Source organism: Nocardiopsis lambiniae (assembly GCF_031845465.1).
In the GTDB taxonomy this organism is placed as follows: Bacteria; Actinomycetota; Actinomycetes; order Streptosporangiales; family Streptosporangiaceae; genus Nocardiopsis; species Nocardiopsis lambiniae.
In genome coordinates this window covers 86,635-104,296 of record NZ_JAVREP010000018.1, presented here as the reverse complement: position 1 = coordinate 104,296, position 17,662 = coordinate 86,635, and the positions used below count along the sequence as shown (strand labels likewise).

Below are 17,662 nucleotides of genomic sequence, written 5' to 3'. Positions count from 1 at the left end.
GGGTGTTGGTTTCCGTGGTGGTTATGGTGGGAGGGTCACACCCGGTCTCATTCCGAACCCGGTCGTTAAGTCTCCTTGCGCTGATGGTACTGCCCTGTGGTGGGGTGGGAGAGTAGGTTGCCGCCACGGTTTTTCTTGGGGGTCGAGGCCCGTCTCTGTTGAGGCGGGTCTCCCTTCGTGGGTGGGGTTGGTGTGTGGGGGTCGCCGTGGGCGGCCCCCCTTTTTTTTTGTGTTGGGGTGGGGGGTGGAGGTGGTCTGTGGGCGGCCCAGCGGACCTTCCCCTGATGGGTGGTGGAATGATTCACCCATGACGATTCCCATCCCCGCCGACCTGGCGGCCGTGGCCGAGGCGGCCAAAGGGTTCATGCCCACGGACGAAGGCACCGCGCTCTACGAGACCGCTCTCCGGTACGCCCATGTGGGGCCCATCGTCGAGATCGGTACCTACTGCGGCAAGTCAACGATCTTCCTGGGAGCCGCCGCCCGGGTCGCCGGGGTGAAGGTCCTCACCGTCGATCACCACCGTGGTTCCGAGGAGCACCAAGAGGGCTGGGAGTACCACGACGAGTCGCTCGTCGACGAGGTGACCGGGAAGTTCGACACCCTGCCGCACTTCCGGCGGACCATCACCGAGGCCGGGCTCGATGACGAGGTCATCGCGATCGTCGGTCGTTCCGCCGATGTGGCCTCGGTGTGGGGTACCCCTCTGGGAATGGTGTTCATCGACGGGGGCCACAGTGAGGAGGCCGCCCAGAACGACTACTCCGGGTGGAGCCCGCACGTGGCGCCGGGTGGGGCGCTGGTGATCCACGATGTCTTCCCGAACCCGGAGGACGGCGGCCGACCGCCGTACAACATCTACCTGCGCGCACTGGAGTCGGGGGCGTTCAAGGAGGTCGGTGTGGTGGGTTCCATGCGGATCCTGGAACGGGTCGGCTGACTTTCGTGTCCGTCACGGGCTCCGGGTCACCCGGGGCCCGTCGTGTTTTCCGGGAGAGGGTGACGGTGAGCGATATAACAGACTCCCGGATACACACCTACGCAGGGTAAGCCTTGGGTAAGAAGTCATCACCCGGTTATGGATTCGACCTTGACATGGTTACGGGCCGGTATCGTGTCGGAGAGGGGCGGAGCGGGGGCAGCGCCATTCCCCGAAATACCGCTTCGGTCCCGACTTGAACTGAACCGATCCGGGGCAGTCGCGCGTCAAACACCAGGACGGCACGGTGCCGGACGTGATTTGCCATGGGGGCGGGGAGCTGAGCGAGAGCACGAACGGCGCGAACGGGGCGGATGGACAGCGTCCCGAGCATGACGAGGACATCGCGCCGGATACGAAAAAGACCTCTGCCGAGGACATGTCCAACGAGTCCGTGGCGGATGACAGCGCGACCGGTGGTGCCCCGTCCACCGACGAAGACGCGACGGGGCCGGAGTTCGAGACCGGTCCGATCACTTTCAAGACCAGCGGCACCTTCTTCCGCGAGCGTGTCGCTCAGGTACTCGCGGAGCAGGGTTTCGACGACGCCGAGGAAGCGGGGAAGGGCGACCCTGAGAAGTCGTCCGCCCCCGATGAGCCTTCGGTGACCGGAACCTCGGTCAAGGGAGGGACCGAAAATGGTTCCGCTGTGACTGAGCAGAGCGGTTCGGAGACCGTACAGGACGCCCCGGATCTTCCTTCCGAGGCCGAGGCCCAGGCCGTTCCGAGAGACGCTGAGAGCGGACCTGGGTCCGAGGAGCCCGCCGACGGTTGGACGACCGTGCCCTTGGTGAGGCCCGAGACCCCTGCGGAGGCGCCGCCCGCCTCCCAGGCACCACCCGCTCCCCAGACGCCGCCTGTTTCCGAGGCGCCCGCCGGGGATTCGGCGACCGCGCCTTTCACGAGGTCCGAGACCCCGTCCGAGACCCCTGCGGAGGCGCCGCCCGCCTCCCAGGCACCACCCGCTCCCCAGGCCACGCCGCGCTTCGACGTTCCGCCTCCGGTTCCGGTGGCGGGTTCCTGGCCGGCCGAGGCTCCGGGAGGTGGGCCGACCACGCCCATCAGCGAAGAGTCGGCCGCCGAGGCGGCCGCGATGTGGCCTCAGCCGCGAAGATTGTCCGAGCACGTCGGCCGGAGTGGTTCCGGTGGCGCGCAGCCCCCCCAGGGGCCTCCTCCCGGTCCCTCCGGGCCGGCCGGCAGCGGGCCGCAGCGGCCCCCGGGCCAGAAGAAGACCAAGCGTAAGAAGCCGCTCTGGTGGCGGCTGCTGCGCACCTTCCTCATCGTCACCGGGCTGATGATCGTGGCCGCCTGCGGTGCCTTCGCGTACTTCTACGCCACCGTCGAGGTTCCCGACGCAGCCAAGGCCGACGCCCTCGAACAGGGCTCCACCTTCTACTTCGGGGACGGCGAGACCCAGTTCGCCTACCGGGGCACCGACCGCGACCCCATCACCTACGACGAGATGACCGAGGGCGGCGACCACATCGTCGAGGCGGTCATCTCCGCCGAGGACCGTGGTTTCTGGACCGAGCCCGGTGTCTCCGTCCGGGGCACCACCCGGGCCGTGTGGTCCACCGTGACCGGCAAGCAGGTCCAGGGCGGGTCCACCATCACCCAGCAGATGGTCCGCAACTACTACGAGGGCGTCTCCCTCGACCAGACGGTCGCGCGGAAGATCCAGGAGATCATCATCTCCATCAAGATCGACCAGAGCGAGTCCAAGGAGTGGGTGATGGAGCAGTACCTCAACACCATCTACTTCGGTCGCAACGCCTACGGCATCCAGGCCGCCTCGCAGGCGTACTACCACAAGGACGTCGACGAGCTCACGCCGGAGGAGGCCGCCTTCCTGGCCGCCGCCATCCAGCAGCCGACGCCGTTCGGCGAGGCCGACGTCAACACCACCCCGGAGATGGAGCAGCGTTGGCGCTACGTCGTCAACGGTCTGGTCACCACCGAGGCGATCAGCCAGGGCCAGGCCGACGCGATGGAGTTCCCGGCGCCGGTGGAGTACAACCCCGGTGAGAACAACGACCTGAGCGGTTACCGGGGCTACATGTACGAGGCCGCGGTGCGCGAGCTGGCGGACCTCGGGTACACCGAGGACCAGATCAACCGACAGGGCTACACCGTCGTCACCACGTTCGACGAGGGGATGATGGACGCCGCCTACGAGGTGGTGGAGGCCGCGATCCCGCAGGAGGCCATTCCCGACGGCGTCAACATCGGTCTGGCGACGGTCGACCCCGCCACCGGTGAGGTCCTGGCCTTCTACGGTGGCCACGACTACCGCGAGAACCAGTACGACAGCGCCCTGCTGGGCGGTGCCCAGGCCGGGTCCGCGTTCAAGCCGTACGTGCTGGCCACCGCGCTGGAGGAGGGGTACAGCCTCAACAGTTTCGTGGACGGCAGGGGTCCCAGGGAGATCCAGGGCTCGCGCATCCAGAACGCGGGCAACGCGCCCGGCGGTCCGATGGACCTCATCCAGGCCACCCGGGTCTCCAACAACCTCGGCTTCGTCGAGCTGAACATGGAGGTCGGCTACGAGAACGTGCGCGACACCGCGTACGGCATCGGGCTGCGCGATGGCAGCATCGAGGACCACCAGTTGGTGCCCACCCTGGCGTTGGGCGTCTCCACCGTGACCCCGCTCGACCAGGCCGGCGGGTACGCGACCTTCGCCAACGGCGGGGAGCACGTCGAGACGCACGTGATCAAGTCGATCCTCAACGCCGAGGGCGAGGAGGTGCGACCCGAGGTGGAGAGCGAACGTGCGCTCAAGGAGTCCACCGCCTCCGACGTCACTTACGCGTTGCAGCAGGTCGTGCAGGGCGGTACCGGTACCTCCGCCAACATCTGGACGCATCCGGTGGCCGGTAAGACCGGTACCACCTCCGACAGCGTCGCCGCCTGGTTCGTCGGGTACACCCCGCAGCTGTCCACGGCCGTGGGCGTGTACAACGAGAACAACGAGAGCTTCAGCATCCCCGGGTACGACATCTCCGGCGGCGGTGTGGCCGCGCCGATCTGGCGTGACTACATGGCCAAGGCGATGGAGGGGTACGAGCGCGAGGAGTTCCCCTCGCCCGCGTTCGCCGGGTCCACCCAGTACTGGGCCCCGGACCCGTCCACGCAGGAGCCCGATCCGCCGGTGGACGACACCCCCGTGGACCCCGGAACCCCGGAGGAGCCGATCTCGCCGGAGATTCCCGAGGTCCCTGAGGTGCCGGAGGTTCCCGAGATCCCCGAGGTTCCCGAGATCCCCGGTCCCGGTGACGGTGACACGGGCGGTGGCGACGTGCCACCGGGACGCGGCGAGGAGGGCCGGTTCTTCCCGGAGTCGGAGTAGTCCTCGTCGTGTCGTCCTCGTCGTGCCGTGAGGGGGCCGCGGCCGTGATGCCCGCGCCCCCCTCACGTGTGTCTCAGGCGTCCCAGGTGTGCAGGAAGACCTGGGAGCCCGGGGTCGTTCCGGTGAGGGTGTCCACGGCCAGGATCACGGCGGCGGAGGTCCAGGTGCTGCGTTCCACCGGCCAGCGCACCTGCTCGGCGAACTGGTAACCGGTCCAGTAGATGCCGTCGTCTCCGTCGCGCAGGTGCTGTACCTCGCGCAGGATCCGTACGCCGTCGTCGATCCGGCCCACGGCGGCCAGGCTCATGACCAGCTCCGCGGTCTCGGCGGCGGTCACCCACGGCTGGTCGCTGACGCAGCGCACCCCGAGTCCCGGGACGACGAACCGTTCCCAGCGTTCGGCGAGGCGCTCCTGTGCGGCGGTCCCCACGACCGCGCCGCCCAGGACCGGGTAGAACCAGTCCATGGAGAAGCGGGCGCGGTCGGCGAACAGGTCCTCGTCGTCGTTGATGAGGTCGGCCAACCGGTCGGCGGCCTTCGTCCACTCCGGGCGCGGGCGGCCCAGGCGTTCGCCCAGAGCCGCTCCGCAGCGCAGCGCGTGGTGCACGCTGGCGCACACGGTGAGCAGCGCGTGGTCGCCGGGTGAGCCGTCCTCCGAGCGGGCCCAGAGGATCTCCCCGCGTTCGCCGCGCAGGTCGAGGACGAACTCCAGGCCCTCCTCCACGACGGGCCACAGCTCCTCGGCGAAGGCGGTGTCGCCGGTGACGAGCAGGTGGTGGAACAGCCCCACGGCCGGGTAGGCGGCGTGGTTGGCCTCCCGCAACTCCGTCACGGGCGTGCCCTGGCGGAACTTGGCGGGCCAGCCGCCCTCGGGGTGACGGGAGACCGCCAGCCACCGGTAGGCGCGTCGGGCCGCCGCGGCGTGCTCGGGTTCCCACCGGCCGGTCACGGTCAGCGCCATGGCCGACTCCACGTGGTCCCACACGTCGGTGTGGCCTCCGGGGAACCAGGGGACGGCCCCGTTCGCCTCCTGGCTGTGGACCAGGTAGTCCGCGGAGCGCAGCAGCTGTCCGGCGTCGAGGACGCCGGGCAGGCGCAGGGGCTCGGTGACGTCGGTGATGACGGACATCACGCGGCGGTGCGCGGCTTGCGCACGTACACGATGACGCTCTTGCCGATGACCGGGTTGAGCAGGCGTTCGGCCACCCGGGTCACGGTGGGGGCCTGGAACATGTCCCAGACGAGCAGCTCGTGGTAGGCCTTGGCGAGCGGGTGGTCGTTGTTGTCGGTGCCCACCGCGCACTTGATCCACCAGTAGGGCGCGTGCAGGGCGTGCGCGTGGTGGTGCGGGCCGATCTCGAACCCGGTGGCCTTGAGTTTGGCCTCCAGTTCGGCGCGCGTGTAGATGCGGATGTGGCCGCCCTCGTTGGTGTGGTACTCCTCCGACAGGGCCCAGCAGATCCGCTCGGGGAGGAAGCTCGGCACGGTGACCGCGGCGATGCCGCCGGGCTTGAGGACCCGGTACAGCTCTTTCATCGCCGCCGTGTCGTGCGGGAGGTGCTCGAAGATCTCTGCGGCGATGACGCGGTCGAAGGACCCGTCGTCGAAGGGCATGTCGAGGGCGTCGCCCTTGACGGTCTCGGCGGTGGCCTCGGCGGGAGCCTCGCCCTCCTCCTTCATGGCGGCGAACATGGTCTCGACGGAGGCCAGGTCCTCGACGTTCTGGTCGAAGGCGACGACGTCGGCGCCGCGACGGTAGACCTCGAAGGCGTGGCGGCCGCCGCCGCAGCCCAGGTCGAGCACGCGGTCTCCCGGGCCGACGGGGAACAGGGTGAAGTCGACGGTGATCAGTGGAGGCTCCCTAGGATTCTGCGGATGCGGGGGTGCGGCGCGCTCAGGCGCCGTTGGCCCGCACGGGGGCGGGTCGGCTGTCGCCGTCGGTGGGGTGGCCGCCCGTGACGGACGCGATGGTGGACGCGTAGCGACGGGCGGTCAACTCGGCCACCGCGCGCCAGGTGAAGCGTTCTTGGACGCGGTGCCAGGCGGCTGCGCCCATGCGTTCGCGTTCGGTGTCGTCGTCGAGGAGGGCGGTGAGTTCGGCGGCGAGCAGCTCGGGGTCGCCCGGGGGGATGAGGCGGCCGGCGTCGCCGTCGGTGCCGACGACCTCGGGCAGGGCCCCGGCGTGGCTGGCGATGAGCGGGGTGCCGCAGGCCATGGCCTCCACGGCGGGCAGGGAGAAGCCCTCGTAGAAGGACGGTACGACGGCGATCTGCGCGGCGGCGATGAGTTCGGCCAGGGCGGTGTCGTCGATGCCGCTGACGAACTCGACGCGGTCGCGCAGGCCGAGTTCGTCCACGAGGAGGTCGGTGGGGCCGCCGGGGCGGGGCTTGCTGACGATGGTCAGGGTGACGTCGCGTTCGGTCGCCAGTTTCGCGGCGGCGCGCAGCAGCGTGGCGACGCCCTTGAGGGGGCTGTCGGCGCTGGCGGTGCACACGATGCGTCCGGGGATCCGCTCGATCTCGGGGCGGGGGTGGAAGGAGCGGGTGTCCACGCCGAGCGGGGTGACCTCCATGGCGGCGGGGTCGACGCCGAACTCGCGGGCGATGTCGTCGGCGGAGGACCGGGAGGGGACCAGGATCGGGTCGAGGCGGCGGGCCACCCTGGCCTGCATCTTGACGAACCCGTACCAGCGGCGTTTGGAGAGCCTCTGCCACCCCCGTGCCTCGTCGAGTTCGATGCGGCGGTCGACGCTGATGGGGTGGTGGATGGTGGTGACCAGGGGGATCCCGGCGGACGTGATGCCGAGGAGGCCCCAGCCGAGGGTCTGGTTGTCGTGGACGACGTCGAACTCGCCCAGGCGGCGGCGCAGTTCCCGGTTGGCGCGCAGGGAGAAGGTGAGGGGTTCGGGGAAACCGGCGGTCCACATGGTGGCGACCTCCAGGACGTCGATCCAGTCGCGCCATTCGCGTAGGGGCGGGGCGACGAAGGGGTTCGCGTCGTTGTACAGGTCCAGGGAGGGGATCTTCTCCAGGGTGACGCCCTCGTCCAGGACGGGGTAGGGCTGTCCGGAGAGGACGGTGACCTCGTGGCCGAGCGCGGCGAGTTCCCGGGAGAGGTGGCGGACGTACACGCCTTGGCCGCCGACGTGCTGTTTGCTTCGGTAGGAGAGCAGGGCGACGCGCAGGGGGCGTTCGGGGTGCGGTCCCGTGTTCATGCCCGACTGGGTCAAGAGTCCACCTCTTCGTTGGGTCGCGGGGCCCGTTCGCCGCCGTCGACCGGCGGGGTGGTCGCCGTCGGGCGTCGTGCGCGCGTCGTCCGGCGGCGGGTGTGGGCGCCCCATATGTTACTCGTCAGTTGTCCTCGGGTCGGCCCCGGGCCGGTTGGTAGGGAATCCTATGCCGGGTCGTTCGGGCCGGTGACGGCGGCCCAACGGGGTCGGTCGGCCCCTGCGATCCGCGTGGTCAGGCGGCGTTCCTCCGACAGGCGCAGGTGTGCGGAGGTCTCGGCGGCGGCCATGTGCCGGGCCCTCACGCTCATGTCGGCCCAGGGGCGGCGCCAGGTGAGGCCGGAGGTGATCTCCCAGAGGGTGGCGGCGGTGCCGTCGGGTAGCAGGTCGAGGATCTCGCGGAGGCGGTCCTCGTGGTGTCCCATGATCTCTTCGGCACGGGTGCGCAGGCCGGTGAAGCGGCGCTCGTGTGAGGGAAGGCACACCAGGGTCTCGGCGTCCGCGAGGTCGGCGATCGCGCGCTGGGAGGCGAGGAAGTCGCCGAGCGGGTCGCCGTCGTCGGTGGTCAGGGGGAACTGGCCCACGTGCGGGGTGATGCGGGGCAGGACGTGGTCGCCGGTGAAGAGACGGCCGCCGTCGGCGAGGAGCAGGCACAGGTGGCCGGGGGTGTGGCCGGGGGTCCATACCGCGCGCAGGTCGCGGCCGGGCAGGTCGACGCGTTCTCCGTCGGCCAGGGGGAGGTCGGGGACGACCGGGGGAGGGGAGTAGCGGGGGCCGGCCAGGAGTTCGGCGGTGTCGGTCTCGGGGAAGCCGGCGGAGCGCATCTGGTCGGCCAGGTCGCTCCGTTGTTCGTTCTCGTCCCGGGCGCGCAGGCGTTCGGTGACGGTGATGTCGGCGGGGTGCATGGCGATCCAGGCGTCGGAGGCGGCGCGCAGTCGGCCGGTGAGCCCGGTGTGGTCGGGGTGGAAGTGGGTGAGGACGGCGCCGCGGACCTCGTCGATGCCGTGGCCGATCCGGGCCAGGCCCTTGACGAGGGCCTCCCAGGAGTCGTCGTGGTCCCAGCCGGTGTCGATGAGCACGGGGCCGTCGGACCCGGTCAGGACGTAGACGTAGGTGAAGCCGAGGGGGTTGCCGGGGATGGGGACCGGCAGGCTCCACACGCCTGCTCCGAGGTCCTCGACGGGGGGTGTCTCGGGCATGGGCCACCTCTCACTGGAAACCGAATCGGGTTCGATTCTAGGATGGTCGAGGTCGCCGGGGGCGGGCGGGCGGCGGTCGGGCCCTCGGGGGGAGCACCCAGAGTCACCGATCGGGGGAGAGGGACGCGCGCCGAGCGAAATAGAACATATTCTACAAATCTTGTACCGGTGTTCCTAAAAACCCTGGATCGATTCCGCCATGCCGCTGCTCTGCCGGTCAATGAGGCGTGGATCATGGATGAGAACCGCTGCGCGAACGGGAAGCGGTTGGATAACGTGTTCTCATCAGGTCGGTGCTCCCGGTGGGCTTCGGCCATGACACCTGGTAGCCCCTCCCAGTGCCGCGGCGAGTGCTCGACACGCGGGACTGACGACGAATGGGAGAGATCCTGTGGCGGTGCAGGCGCCGATCGGAACCATGTCGCGAAGCCAGACCCAGCGCCGTAAGCGCATCGTGCAGACCGCCGCGGCCCTGGCCGTGCGCGGCGGCGTCGAGGCCATGCAGATGCGCTCGGTCGCCGAACGCGCGGGGGTGGCCCTGGGCACCCTCTACCGGTACTTCCCCTCCAAGATGGACCTCGTCGTGGCCGTGGTCACCGAGGAGCTGGACCTGTTGGAGGGCGGCATCGTCCGTCGTCCGCCCACCGCCGACACCCCGGCGGGGCGTGCCGTGGACGTGCTGCTGCGCGCCACCCGGGGGTTGATGCGCGAGCCGGAGCTGGCCGACGCCCTGGTGCGCTCGCTCATCATGGCCGAGGTCAAGATCGAGCTCGACAGCCGGATCACCGACCTGGTGTGGCGGGTGGCCACCGGTTCCCTGGACGCGGAGAACGGCGAGGGCGACGACATCGACCGCGACGAGGTCGGCTACGTGCTGGCCGGATCGCTCACGAGCGTGTGGATCTTCGAGCTGGTGGAGATCCTCAAGGGCCGCCGGGACGTCGACGAGGTCGAACGGCGACTGCACATCGCCGCCGAACGCCTCCTCGTCTCCTTCTGACCTTCCGGGCCCCCGCCGGAGCGGGGCCGTGGGCGTCAGCCACCGCCCAGAAGCAGCCCCAGCAGACCGCTGAGCAGACCGCCTCCGTGATCGGACCCGTCGTCGGGTTCCTCGTCGGGGGCGTCGTCGTTTCCGGAGGGCTCCACCGAGGGCTGCTGCGGCGGGGCCTCGCCCGCGGGCGGGTCCTCCCGGTCGGGCGGGGTGGTGTTCTCACCGGGCGCCCGGGGGTCGGGGGAGGTCTGTGCCCCGTCGCCGGGGGCCTCGGTGGGCTCCCCCTCCTCGGGGGAGGCGGGGGTGTCGGAGACACCGGTGGTGGCGTCCGCCTCGGGGCGGGTGTCGGCGGCGGTGGAGGCGGTCTCCACCTGGACGAGGGCGGGGGGTCCGTCCCCCGTCTCCTCGGGGCCGGTGCCGATGACGGTGGTGGGGCCCTCCACGGCGCCCGCCCACGACCACAGCGCCACCGCCAGGGTGGCGGTGGCCAGGCCGGCGATCACCGGCAGCGTCCGGCGCGAGTGCCGGCGGGGGAGGTCCTCGTCCTCGGCGGCGCCCTCGGGGCCGGGCAGCGGTGCCCGCGGTTCCTCCCGGACCGGGTGGTCGGCCGTGTGCAGGCGGTCTCCGGGCAGGAACCGGGTGGGGCGCGGGGCGCCCTGCTCGTCGTCGGCCGGTCCGGTCTCGACGGCGGTGTCGGTGGTCTCGGCGGCACGGGAGCGGTGCAGCGGGTAACCCTCGGAGGTGAGCGGGTGCATCTCCCGGGCGACGCGTCGCCGTTCGTCGGCCAGTTCGGGGTCGGTGCAGCTCTTCACGATGCGCTCCCTCAGGCTCGGGGGTGGACCCGGGGGGCGCAGCAGGGCCAGGGCGGTGGAGACCTCCTCCATCCGGGCCCGCCACCCGGTCGCGGAGATCGGTCCCTCGTCCTCGGGGATCCGGGCGCGGGCGCGGGCGGCGTGTTCGGGGTCGCGGGCCTCGGCCAGGCCGTCGGCGGCGCGGCGCACGGCCGAGCGGGCCAGTTCGACGCACAGTTCCGGGTCCAGCCCCAGGATGCGGGCGATCGCCGACGCGGGCAGGGCGTGGCGCAGGTGGAGTTCGACGAGTTCGCGGTGGCTGGCCGGCAGTCGGGAGAACATGCGCGCGACCGGCTGCTCGGCGGGCACGGTGGCCAGGCGGGTGTAGGGGCATGCGTGGGCGAACCCGCGACGGCGGGCGGCGGCCCGGACCAGGGCGTACAGCCAGGGGCCGCGTTCGGCCGGGTCGGCGGGGCGTTCGCCCAGGGTGCGCGCGGCGACGAGGCCGTCGTGCACGGCGTCGGCCACCCCCGGGCCCTCGCCCAGCAGTGACCAGGCGTACCGGTACAGGACCGGTGCGAAGGCGTCGTAGAGCGCCTCGACCGTCTCCTGCGTCGGTTCGTCTCTTTCGTTGCCTCTGGTCACGATTCTCCCCCCACTCACCGCAGACGGTAGTGGGGGGAGAAGGGGGGTGTGGGGGAATCGGCTGACTGTGGCTCGAAGGTAAGAGTTCTGTTACCTCACACCTTGTCGCCGACCCGTCCCGCCGGGTCACTCACCGCCGCGCGAAGGCGATCCGATCGAGATCATGCGTTCGACGGAACGGCGGGCGAGAGCCGAGGTCTCGGCGTCGACGGTGATCTCCGTGGTGCCGTACCGCAGCGAGTTCAGCAGCTTGTCGGCGTTGATCATCTTCATGTAGTGGCACTCGGCGCGCGAGTTGACCGCCTCGAACTCGGTGTTCGGGTTGGCGTTGCGCAGTTGGTGCAGCATGCCGGTCTCGGTCGCGATGAGGACCTTCTTGGCGGTGGTCTTCTCGGCGGCCGTGAGCATGCCGCCGGTGGACAGGACCTTCACGCGTTCCCGCGGTACGGCGCCGCTGCCGACCAGGTACAGGGCGGAGGTCGCGCAGCCGCACTCGGGGTGCACGTAGACCTCGGCGTCGGGCTCGGACTCCACCCGCCGCCGCAGGGTGTGGCCGTCGATGCCGGCGTGCACGTGGCACTCGCCCATCCAGATGTGGATGTTCTCGCGGCCGGTGACCCGCTTGACGTGGGCGCCCAGGAACTGGTCGGGCAGGAAGAGGATCTCGCGGTCCTCGGGGATGGACCTGATGACGTCGGCGGCGTTGGAGGAGGTGCAGCAGATGTCGGTCTCGGCCTTGACCGCGGCCGTGGTGTTGACGTAGGCCACGACGACGGCACCGGGGTGTTCGGCCTTCCACTCCCGCACCTGTTCGGCGGTGATGGTGTCGGCCAGGGAGCAGCCCGCGTCGGGGTCGGGCAGCAGGATGGTCTTCTCGGGTGCCAGGATCTTGGCGGTCTCGGCCATGAAGTGCACGCCGCAGAAGACGATGGTGCTCGCGTCGACGGTGGCGGCCAGACGGGACAGGGCCAGGGAGTCGCCGGTGTGGTGGGCGACGTCCTGGATTTCCGGGCGCTGGTAGTTGTGCGCGAGGATGACCGCGTCGCGCTCCTCTGCCAGGCGGCGGACCTCGGTGGCCCATTCCTGCCTGGTCATGGTGTCCGCCGCGGTGGTGACCGGTGCCATGTCCGTACTACTTCCTTGAGGCTGTGGGCAGGGCGCGGGCGCCGTGCCGTGGCTGGTCGGTGCGGGCCGGCAGGTTTTTGTCTGCCAGGCACAAACCTCATGCAGCTTAACATGTCGGGGAACGGAAGGGACAGGGTGGATATCCCGGAAGCAAACGGACAGGCGGCGGGCGTCGTGGCGCAGGACGCGGGCCTGTCGGCGCACGAGGCGCTCGCCGTCGTCCTCCAGATCCGCCGAGGTGAGCTGTGCGTGCTGCTGTGGCGGCGCGCCCTGCCGCCCTGCGAGGGGGAGTGGGCGCTGCCCGGCGGGCGGTTGCGGCCCGAGGAGAGCCTGGGCGCCTCGATCCGCCGCCAGCTCGCCCAGAAGGTCGACGTGCGCGACCTCTCGCACCTGGAACAGCTGGAGACCCGCAGCGACCCCGATCGCAACCCCCAGCGGCGCACCCTGGCCACGGCGTACCTGGGGCTGGTGCCCGCCGACATCGACCCGGTCGTGCCCGACGACACCCGGTGGCATCCGGCCGCGGACCTGCCCCCGATGGCCTTCGACCACGCCTCCATCGTCCGCGCCGGCCGGCGTCGGCTGCGCGCCAAACTCAGTTACACCAACGTGGGGTTCGCCCTGGCCCCACCGGAGTTCACCATGTCCGAACTGTCGGGGTACTACCGGGCCGCGTTGGGGCACGACGTGGCCGCCACCAACCTGCGCCGGGTCCTGCTGCGCCGCGGTCAGATCGAGGAGACCGGGCGCTCGGTGCCGTCGGGGAGGTCGGGCGGTCGGCCGGCCGCGCTCTTCCGGTTCCGTTCGCTGAGTCTCCAGATCACCGACGCGTTCGCGGTCCTACGTCCCCCCGGTCCCGGTTCGGGCGGCTTGTAGACTCCTTCGACGTGGCTATTCGTACTGTGGTGTTCGATGTCGGAGAGACCCTGGTCGACGAGACGCGGATCTTCGCGCGCTGGGCGGACCGGTTCGAGATCCCGCACATGGCGTTCTTCGGCACCATCGGTGGCGTCCTGTCCGACGGCGGGACGCTCACCGACGGGTTCCGGCTGCTGGTGCCCGGGTTCGACCTGGCGGCCGAGAGCGCGCGCTGGCACGCGGAGGACCCGCACGGCGAGCGCGAGCACTTCGGTGAGAAGGATCTCTACCCCGACGTGCGGCCCGCGTTCGAGACCATGCGCGGGGCCGGCCTGTCGCTGGTCATCGCCGGCAACCAGCCGCCCGAGGCCGGGCCCGCCCTGGAGGCGATGGGGCTGGGCGTTGACGGGATCGGGATCTCCGACACCTGGGGTGTGAAGAAGCCGCAGGAGGAGTTCTTCGACCGGGTGCTGGAGCTGTCCGCGGTCGCCCGTCCGGGGATCGCGGCCGAGGAGATCCTCTACGTGGGCGACCGGGTCGACAACGACGTCCTGCCGGCGCGGCGGGCGGGCATGGCCGCGGCCCTGCTGCGCCGGGGGATCTACGGGTACCGGCACGCCGCCTCCGCCGAGGCCGCAGCGGCCGACGTCATCGCCGACGACCTGCACGCGGTCGCCGAGTGGGCCCTGGGCCGGGCCTGAGGGCTCCGGCCGCCCGCCCGTCGGACACGTGCCCCCATACCAGGTCGAAAAGGGTGATGGTGGCCCGATTCGGCCACGGTGCGCGCCACTCCCGTTTGGCGGACTCGAACAGGGGTACCGTGCGAACGGTCCGCCCCCGGGGTCCCCCCTCCCGTCAGGGCTCGCATCCGTACCGCCATCACCCCGCCCCGGACTGGAGACACCGATGATCACCTTCGAGGGCGCCGCCAAGCACTATCCCGACGGCACCGTGGCCGTCGCCGACCTGGACCTGACCGTGGAGACGGGTCGTACCACCGTCTTCGTCGGGCCCTCCGGCAGCGGCAAGACCACCTCCCTGCGGATGATCAACCGCATGGTCGAACCGACACGGGGCACCGTGCGCGTCGACGGTGTCGACATCCGCGACCGCGACCCCGCCCTGCTGCGCCGCGGCATCGGCTACGTCATCCAGCAGGCCGGCCTGTTCCCCCACCGCACCGTGCTGGACAACATCGCGACCGTGCCGCTGCTCCTCGGGGTCCGCAAGAGGACCGCCCGCGCCCGGGCCGCCGAACTCATGGAACTCGTCGGCCTCGAACCCTCCATGGGCCGACGCTGGCCCCACCAGCTCTCCGGCGGCCAACAACAACGCGTCGGGGTCGCCCGCGCCCTGGCCGCCGATCCGCCGATCCTGCTCATGGACGAACCCTTCAGCGCCGTCGACCCCGTCGTGCGCACCGGTCTCCAGGACGAACTCCTGCGCCTCCAGCGGGAACTGCGCAAGACCATCGTGTTCGTCACCCACGACATCGACGAGGCCGTGCGCCTGGGCGACCGCATCGCGGTCTTTCGGCCCGGCGGCGAGCTCGCCCAGTACGACACCCCCGAACGGCTGCTCACCGAGCCCGCCGACGCCTTCGTCGAATCCTTCGTCGGTCACGACCGGGGCGTACGCCGGCTGTCGTTCTTCCCCGCCCGGAGCCTGTCCCTGCGCGAGGACGTCGTCTGCGGCGACGACCTCAAGGTCGAGGACGTGCTGCACATCGCCGAGGGACACCCCTGGATCCTCGTCATCGACGCGGCCCGCGCCCCTCTGGGCTGGATCGCCGCCCGCGCCCTTCGGGACTCGCCCACCGGGATCCGCCTCGGCGAGATGGAGACCGTCCCCTACGGGCACACCTTCTCGGTGGAGACCGACTCCCTGCGCGCCGCTCTGGACGCCGCCGTGCTCTCGCCCGCCGGTCGCGCCGTCGGAGTGGACGAGGACGGGTGCGTCATCGGCGTGGTCGGTCAGGACGACCTCGGCACCGCACTGTGGTCGGTGACCGATTGAACGACGTCATGAGCACGGCGCTGGACCGGGCCGAGGGCGTGCTGGGCTGGGCCGTGGCCAACTGGAGCCACCCCGGCGAGCCCGACCGGGGCATCCTGCCGCGCCTGCTGGAGCACATCCGGTTGGCCTACTCCTCCATCGCCATCGGCCTGGCCCTGGCGATCCCGCTGGGCCTGGCGTGCGTGCGCTGGAGGATCCTGTACCCGCCGCTGTTGACCGGGGTGAACGTGCTCTACGCCGTCCCCTCCATCGCCCTGTTCTTCCTGATGCTGCCCTACACCGGGTTCAGCGACTGGACGGCGATCGTCCCGCTGGCCCTGTACACCCTGGTCATCCTGCTGCCCAACGTGGTCGACGGGCTGCGCCAGGTCCCCGACCACGTGCGCCAGGCGGCGGTGGCCATGGGGTTCGGGCCGCTGCGACGCCTGATCTCGGTGGAGACGCCGGTGGCGCTGCCGATCATCATCGCCGGGCTGCGGGTGGCGTCGGTGGCCACCATCAGCATGGTCAGTGTCGCCTCCCTCGTGGGCCTGGGCGGCCTGGGCCGGCTCATCCTCAGCGACGGGTTCCGCCGCCAGTTCGACGCGCCCATCATCGTCGGCATCGTCCTGGTGGTGGCACTCGCCCTGCTCACCGACGCCCTCCTGGTCCTGGCCCAACGCCTGCTCACCCCGTGGGCGCGACGGGACCGGCGGGCGCGCACCGGGCGCGCCCGCCGGCGGGCCGCCGCCACGGCGCCGACGGGCGCGGAGACGATCGAGTCGACGGCGGGCGCGCCGCCCGGGAAGGGATGACCGTGGAGATCCTCGACGGACTCGTCGCCTGGTTCGGCGACCCCGCCCAATGGGCCGGGCCCGCGGGCATCCCCGCCCGGTTGGGCGAGCACGTGTACTACTCGCTGCTGGCCCTGGTGCTGTCGGCGCTCATCGCCGTGCCGATCGGACTGCTCACCGGGCACACCGGGGTGGGCGGGTTCCTCACCGCGAGCCTGGCCAACCTCGCCCGCGCGCTGCCGACCATCGGTGTGCTGTTCCTCATCGTGCTGGCCGCGGGGATCGGCCTGGTGCCGGTGATCACCGCACTGGTCGCCCTGGCCGTGCCGCCCATCCTGGTCAACACCCACGAGGGGGTGCGCTCCGTCGAGCCGGGGCTGCGCGACGCCGCCGCCGGCATGGGCATGCGCGGTCGGGAGGTCCTGCTGCGCCTGGAGGTGCCGGTGGCGATGCCGCTCATCCTCATCGGGATGCGCACCGCCGCCGTCCAGGTCGTGGCGACCGCGACCATCGCCGCCTACGTCGGTGTCGGCGGTCTGGGCCGTTACATCGTGGACGGTCAGGCCCGTCAGGACCTGTCCATGATCCTGGGCGGTTCCGTCCTGGTGGTGCTGCTCGCGGTGGCCACCACCCTGGTGTTCGCCGGGTTGCGACGCGTGCTCGTCGCACCCGGGTTGCGCGCGGAGGCCGCGACCGCGCGTTGAGGTGCCCGCCGTCGGCGGGCCGATGAGAGAGAAGGTTGCGAACGATGAAGACACGGATCGCCCTCGCCGGGCTCCCCCTGGTGCTCCTGCTGAGCGCCTGCGGCGGCAGCGACCCCTTCGAGGAGGAGGACGGGGGCGACGCCGCGGGGGGCGGCGGCTCCGGCACCATCGTCGTGGGCTCGGCCGACTTCCCCGAGAGCACGCTGCTCGCCGAGATCTACGGGCGCGCCCTGGCCGCCGAGGACTTCGAGGTGGAGTACCGGCTCAACATCGGCAGCCGTGAGGTGTACTACTCCCAGATCGAGTCGGGCCGCCTGTCGGTGTTCCCCGAGTACAACGGCGGCATCCTGGCCTATCTGGACAACGAGGCGCCCTTGGGCACCTCGGAGGAGACCAACGCCGCGATCACCGAGGCGCTGCCCGAGGGCCTGGAGATCCTGGAGTCCTCCGACGCCGAGAACAAGGACTCGGTGACGGTGACCCCGGAGACCGCGGAGGAGTACGAGCTGGGCACCATCGGCGACCTGGCGGAGGTGGCCGGCGATCTCACCCTGGGCGCGCCGCCCGAGTTCGAGACGCGGCCGCAGGGCGTTCCCGGCCTCGCCGACGCCTACGGCGTGGAGTTCGGCGGGTTCCGCGCCCTGGAGCCGGCGCTGATCCCGCAGGCGCTGCTGGACGACGACATCCAGGCCGCGAACCTGTTCACCACCGACCCGCAGATCGCGGTGGAGGGCTTCGTCGTCCTGGAGGACCCGGAGAACCTGTTCGGCGCCCAGAACATCACCCCGCTCGTCAACGCCGAGCAGGTGGACGAGGACGCCCGTGCCGTGCTGAACGCCGTCTCGGCGGCCCTGACCACCGAGGCGCTGACCACGCTCAACGAGCGCGTCATCGTCGACAAGGAGGAGGCGGCCGACGTCGCCCAGGAGTGGCTGGAGGTCGAGGGCCTGGTGTAGGCCGTTGTTCTCGTGAACCTCCGCGTTCCTTCGGACCCGGGCTCCGCTTC

At 71.0% G+C, this 17,662-nt stretch carries 15 protein-coding genes and 1 rRNA gene; 10 read left to right on the top strand and 6 right to left on the bottom strand.

Translation table 11 applies throughout. The annotated features are described in order from the left end of the window. The first annotated feature begins 13 nt into the window (after positions 1-13). The 3 genes from rrf to RM479_RS22180 all read left to right on the top strand — a co-directional run bounded on the left by rrf (position 14) and on the right by RM479_RS22180 (position 4,328). Positions 14-129: ribosomal RNA gene (gene rrf / locus RM479_RS22190) — 5S ribosomal RNA — on the top strand. Positions 130-307: 178 nt separating this feature from the next. After that, entirely contained in the window at positions 308-940 is a 633-nt protein-coding gene (locus RM479_RS22185) for a class I SAM-dependent methyltransferase (RefSeq protein WP_311513687.1), read from the top strand. Positions 941-2,093: 1,153 nt separating this feature from the next. Then, positions 2,094-4,328 (top strand): transglycosylase domain-containing protein, encoded by a 2,235-nt coding sequence (locus RM479_RS22180; RefSeq protein ID WP_449590055.1) that lies wholly within the window; start codon positions 2,094-2,096, stop codon positions 4,326-4,328. A 73-nt stretch (positions 4,329-4,401) separates the two neighbouring features. Here RM479_RS22180 and RM479_RS22175 read toward each other — a convergent pair whose 3' ends face one another. The 4 genes from RM479_RS22175 to RM479_RS22160 all read right to left on the bottom strand — a co-directional run bounded on the left by RM479_RS22175 (position 4,402) and on the right by RM479_RS22160 (position 8,753). After that, positions 4,402-5,457, bottom strand: coding sequence for a glucosidase family protein (locus tag RM479_RS22175; RefSeq protein ID WP_311513685.1), 1,056 nt, complete (start codon positions 5,455-5,457; stop codon positions 4,402-4,404). Continuing rightward, complete coding sequence (locus tag RM479_RS22170; protein WP_397222863.1) at positions 5,457-6,122, bottom strand: class I SAM-dependent methyltransferase; 666 nt, start codon at positions 6,120-6,122, stop codon at positions 5,457-5,459. Before RM479_RS22170 ends, RM479_RS22175 begins: the two co-directional genes overlap by 1 nt. Before the next feature lie 100 nt (positions 6,123-6,222). Next, positions 6,223-7,557: a glycosyltransferase family 4 protein gene (locus RM479_RS22165; RefSeq protein WP_397222856.1), complete on the bottom strand. Its 1,335-nt coding sequence runs from the start codon at positions 7,555-7,557 to the stop codon at positions 6,223-6,225. Between the two features lie 164 nt (positions 7,558-7,721). Beyond that, positions 7,722-8,753: an MBL fold metallo-hydrolase gene (locus RM479_RS22160; protein ID WP_311513682.1), complete on the bottom strand. Its 1,032-nt coding sequence runs from the start codon at positions 8,751-8,753 to the stop codon at positions 7,722-7,724. A 391-nt stretch (positions 8,754-9,144) separates the two neighbouring features. Here RM479_RS22160 and RM479_RS22155 point away from each other — a divergent pair, with 391 nt between their 5' ends. After that, on the top strand, positions 9,145-9,753 hold the full coding sequence (locus RM479_RS22155; protein ID WP_311513681.1) for a TetR family transcriptional regulator: 609 nt from the start codon (positions 9,145-9,147) through the stop codon (positions 9,751-9,753). Between the two features lie 35 nt (positions 9,754-9,788). Here RM479_RS22155 and RM479_RS22150 read toward each other — a convergent pair whose 3' ends face one another. Further along, positions 9,789-11,180 (bottom strand): RNA polymerase sigma factor, encoded by a 1,392-nt coding sequence (locus RM479_RS22150; RefSeq protein WP_311513680.1) that lies wholly within the window; start codon positions 11,178-11,180, stop codon positions 9,789-9,791. A 126-nt stretch (positions 11,181-11,306) separates the two neighbouring features. After that, entirely contained in the window at positions 11,307-12,305 is a 999-nt protein-coding gene (gene nadA, locus RM479_RS22145; RefSeq protein WP_311513679.1) for a quinolinate synthase NadA, read from the bottom strand. Between the two features lie 135 nt (positions 12,306-12,440). Here nadA and RM479_RS22140 point away from each other — a divergent pair, with 135 nt between their 5' ends. The 6 genes from RM479_RS22140 to RM479_RS22115 all read left to right on the top strand — a co-directional run bounded on the left by RM479_RS22140 (position 12,441) and on the right by RM479_RS22115 (position 17,612). After that, positions 12,441-13,181, top strand: coding sequence for an NUDIX hydrolase (locus RM479_RS22140; RefSeq protein ID WP_311513678.1), 741 nt, complete (start codon positions 12,441-12,443; stop codon positions 13,179-13,181). Between the two features lie 11 nt (positions 13,182-13,192). Further along, complete coding sequence (locus RM479_RS22135; RefSeq protein ID WP_311513677.1) at positions 13,193-13,864, top strand: HAD family hydrolase; 672 nt, start codon at positions 13,193-13,195, stop codon at positions 13,862-13,864. Positions 13,865-14,069: 205 nt separating this feature from the next. After that, the gene (locus RM479_RS22130) at positions 14,070-15,179 is read left to right on the top strand and encodes an ABC transporter ATP-binding protein (protein WP_311513676.1); all 1,110 of its coding nucleotides are present in this window, start codon (positions 14,070-14,072) and stop codon (positions 15,177-15,179) included. 8 nt (positions 15,180-15,187) lie between these two features. Then, positions 15,188-15,973 carry an ABC transporter permease gene (locus RM479_RS22125; RefSeq protein WP_311513675.1) on the top strand — a complete coding sequence of 262 codons (786 nt, stop codon included), beginning with the start codon at positions 15,188-15,190 and terminating at the stop codon, positions 15,971-15,973. A gap of 2 nt (positions 15,974-15,975) precedes the next feature. Beyond that, on the top strand, positions 15,976-16,656 hold the full coding sequence (locus RM479_RS22120) for an ABC transporter permease (RefSeq protein ID WP_311513692.1): 681 nt from the start codon (positions 15,976-15,978) through the stop codon (positions 16,654-16,656). Between the two features lie 44 nt (positions 16,657-16,700). Continuing rightward, on the top strand, positions 16,701-17,612 hold the full coding sequence (locus RM479_RS22115; RefSeq protein ID WP_311513674.1) for an ABC transporter substrate-binding protein: 912 nt from the start codon (positions 16,701-16,703) through the stop codon (positions 17,610-17,612). Positions 17,613-17,662 lie beyond the last annotated feature (50 nt).

Coding starts and splice junctions, on each gene's coding strand:
- RM479_RS22125 (WP_311513675.1), top strand. CDS start 15,188: ATGAGCACGGCGCTGGACCGGGCCGAGGGCGTGCTGGGCTGGGCCGTG.
- RM479_RS22130 (WP_311513676.1), top strand. CDS start 14,070: ATGATCACCTTCGAGGGCGCCGCCAAGCACTATCCCGACGGCACCGTG.
- nadA (WP_311513679.1), bottom strand. CDS start 12,305: ATGGCACCGGTCACCACCGCGGCGGACACCATGACCAGGCAGGAATGG.
- RM479_RS22175 (WP_311513685.1), bottom strand. CDS start 5,457: ATGTCCGTCATCACCGACGTCACCGAGCCCCTGCGCCTGCCCGGCGTC.
- RM479_RS22115 (WP_311513674.1), top strand. CDS start 16,701: ATGAAGACACGGATCGCCCTCGCCGGGCTCCCCCTGGTGCTCCTGCTG.
- RM479_RS22185 (WP_311513687.1), top strand. CDS start 308: ATGACGATTCCCATCCCCGCCGACCTGGCGGCCGTGGCCGAGGCGGCC.
- RM479_RS22160 (WP_311513682.1), bottom strand. CDS start 8,753: ATGCCCGAGACACCCCCCGTCGAGGACCTCGGAGCAGGCGTGTGGAGC.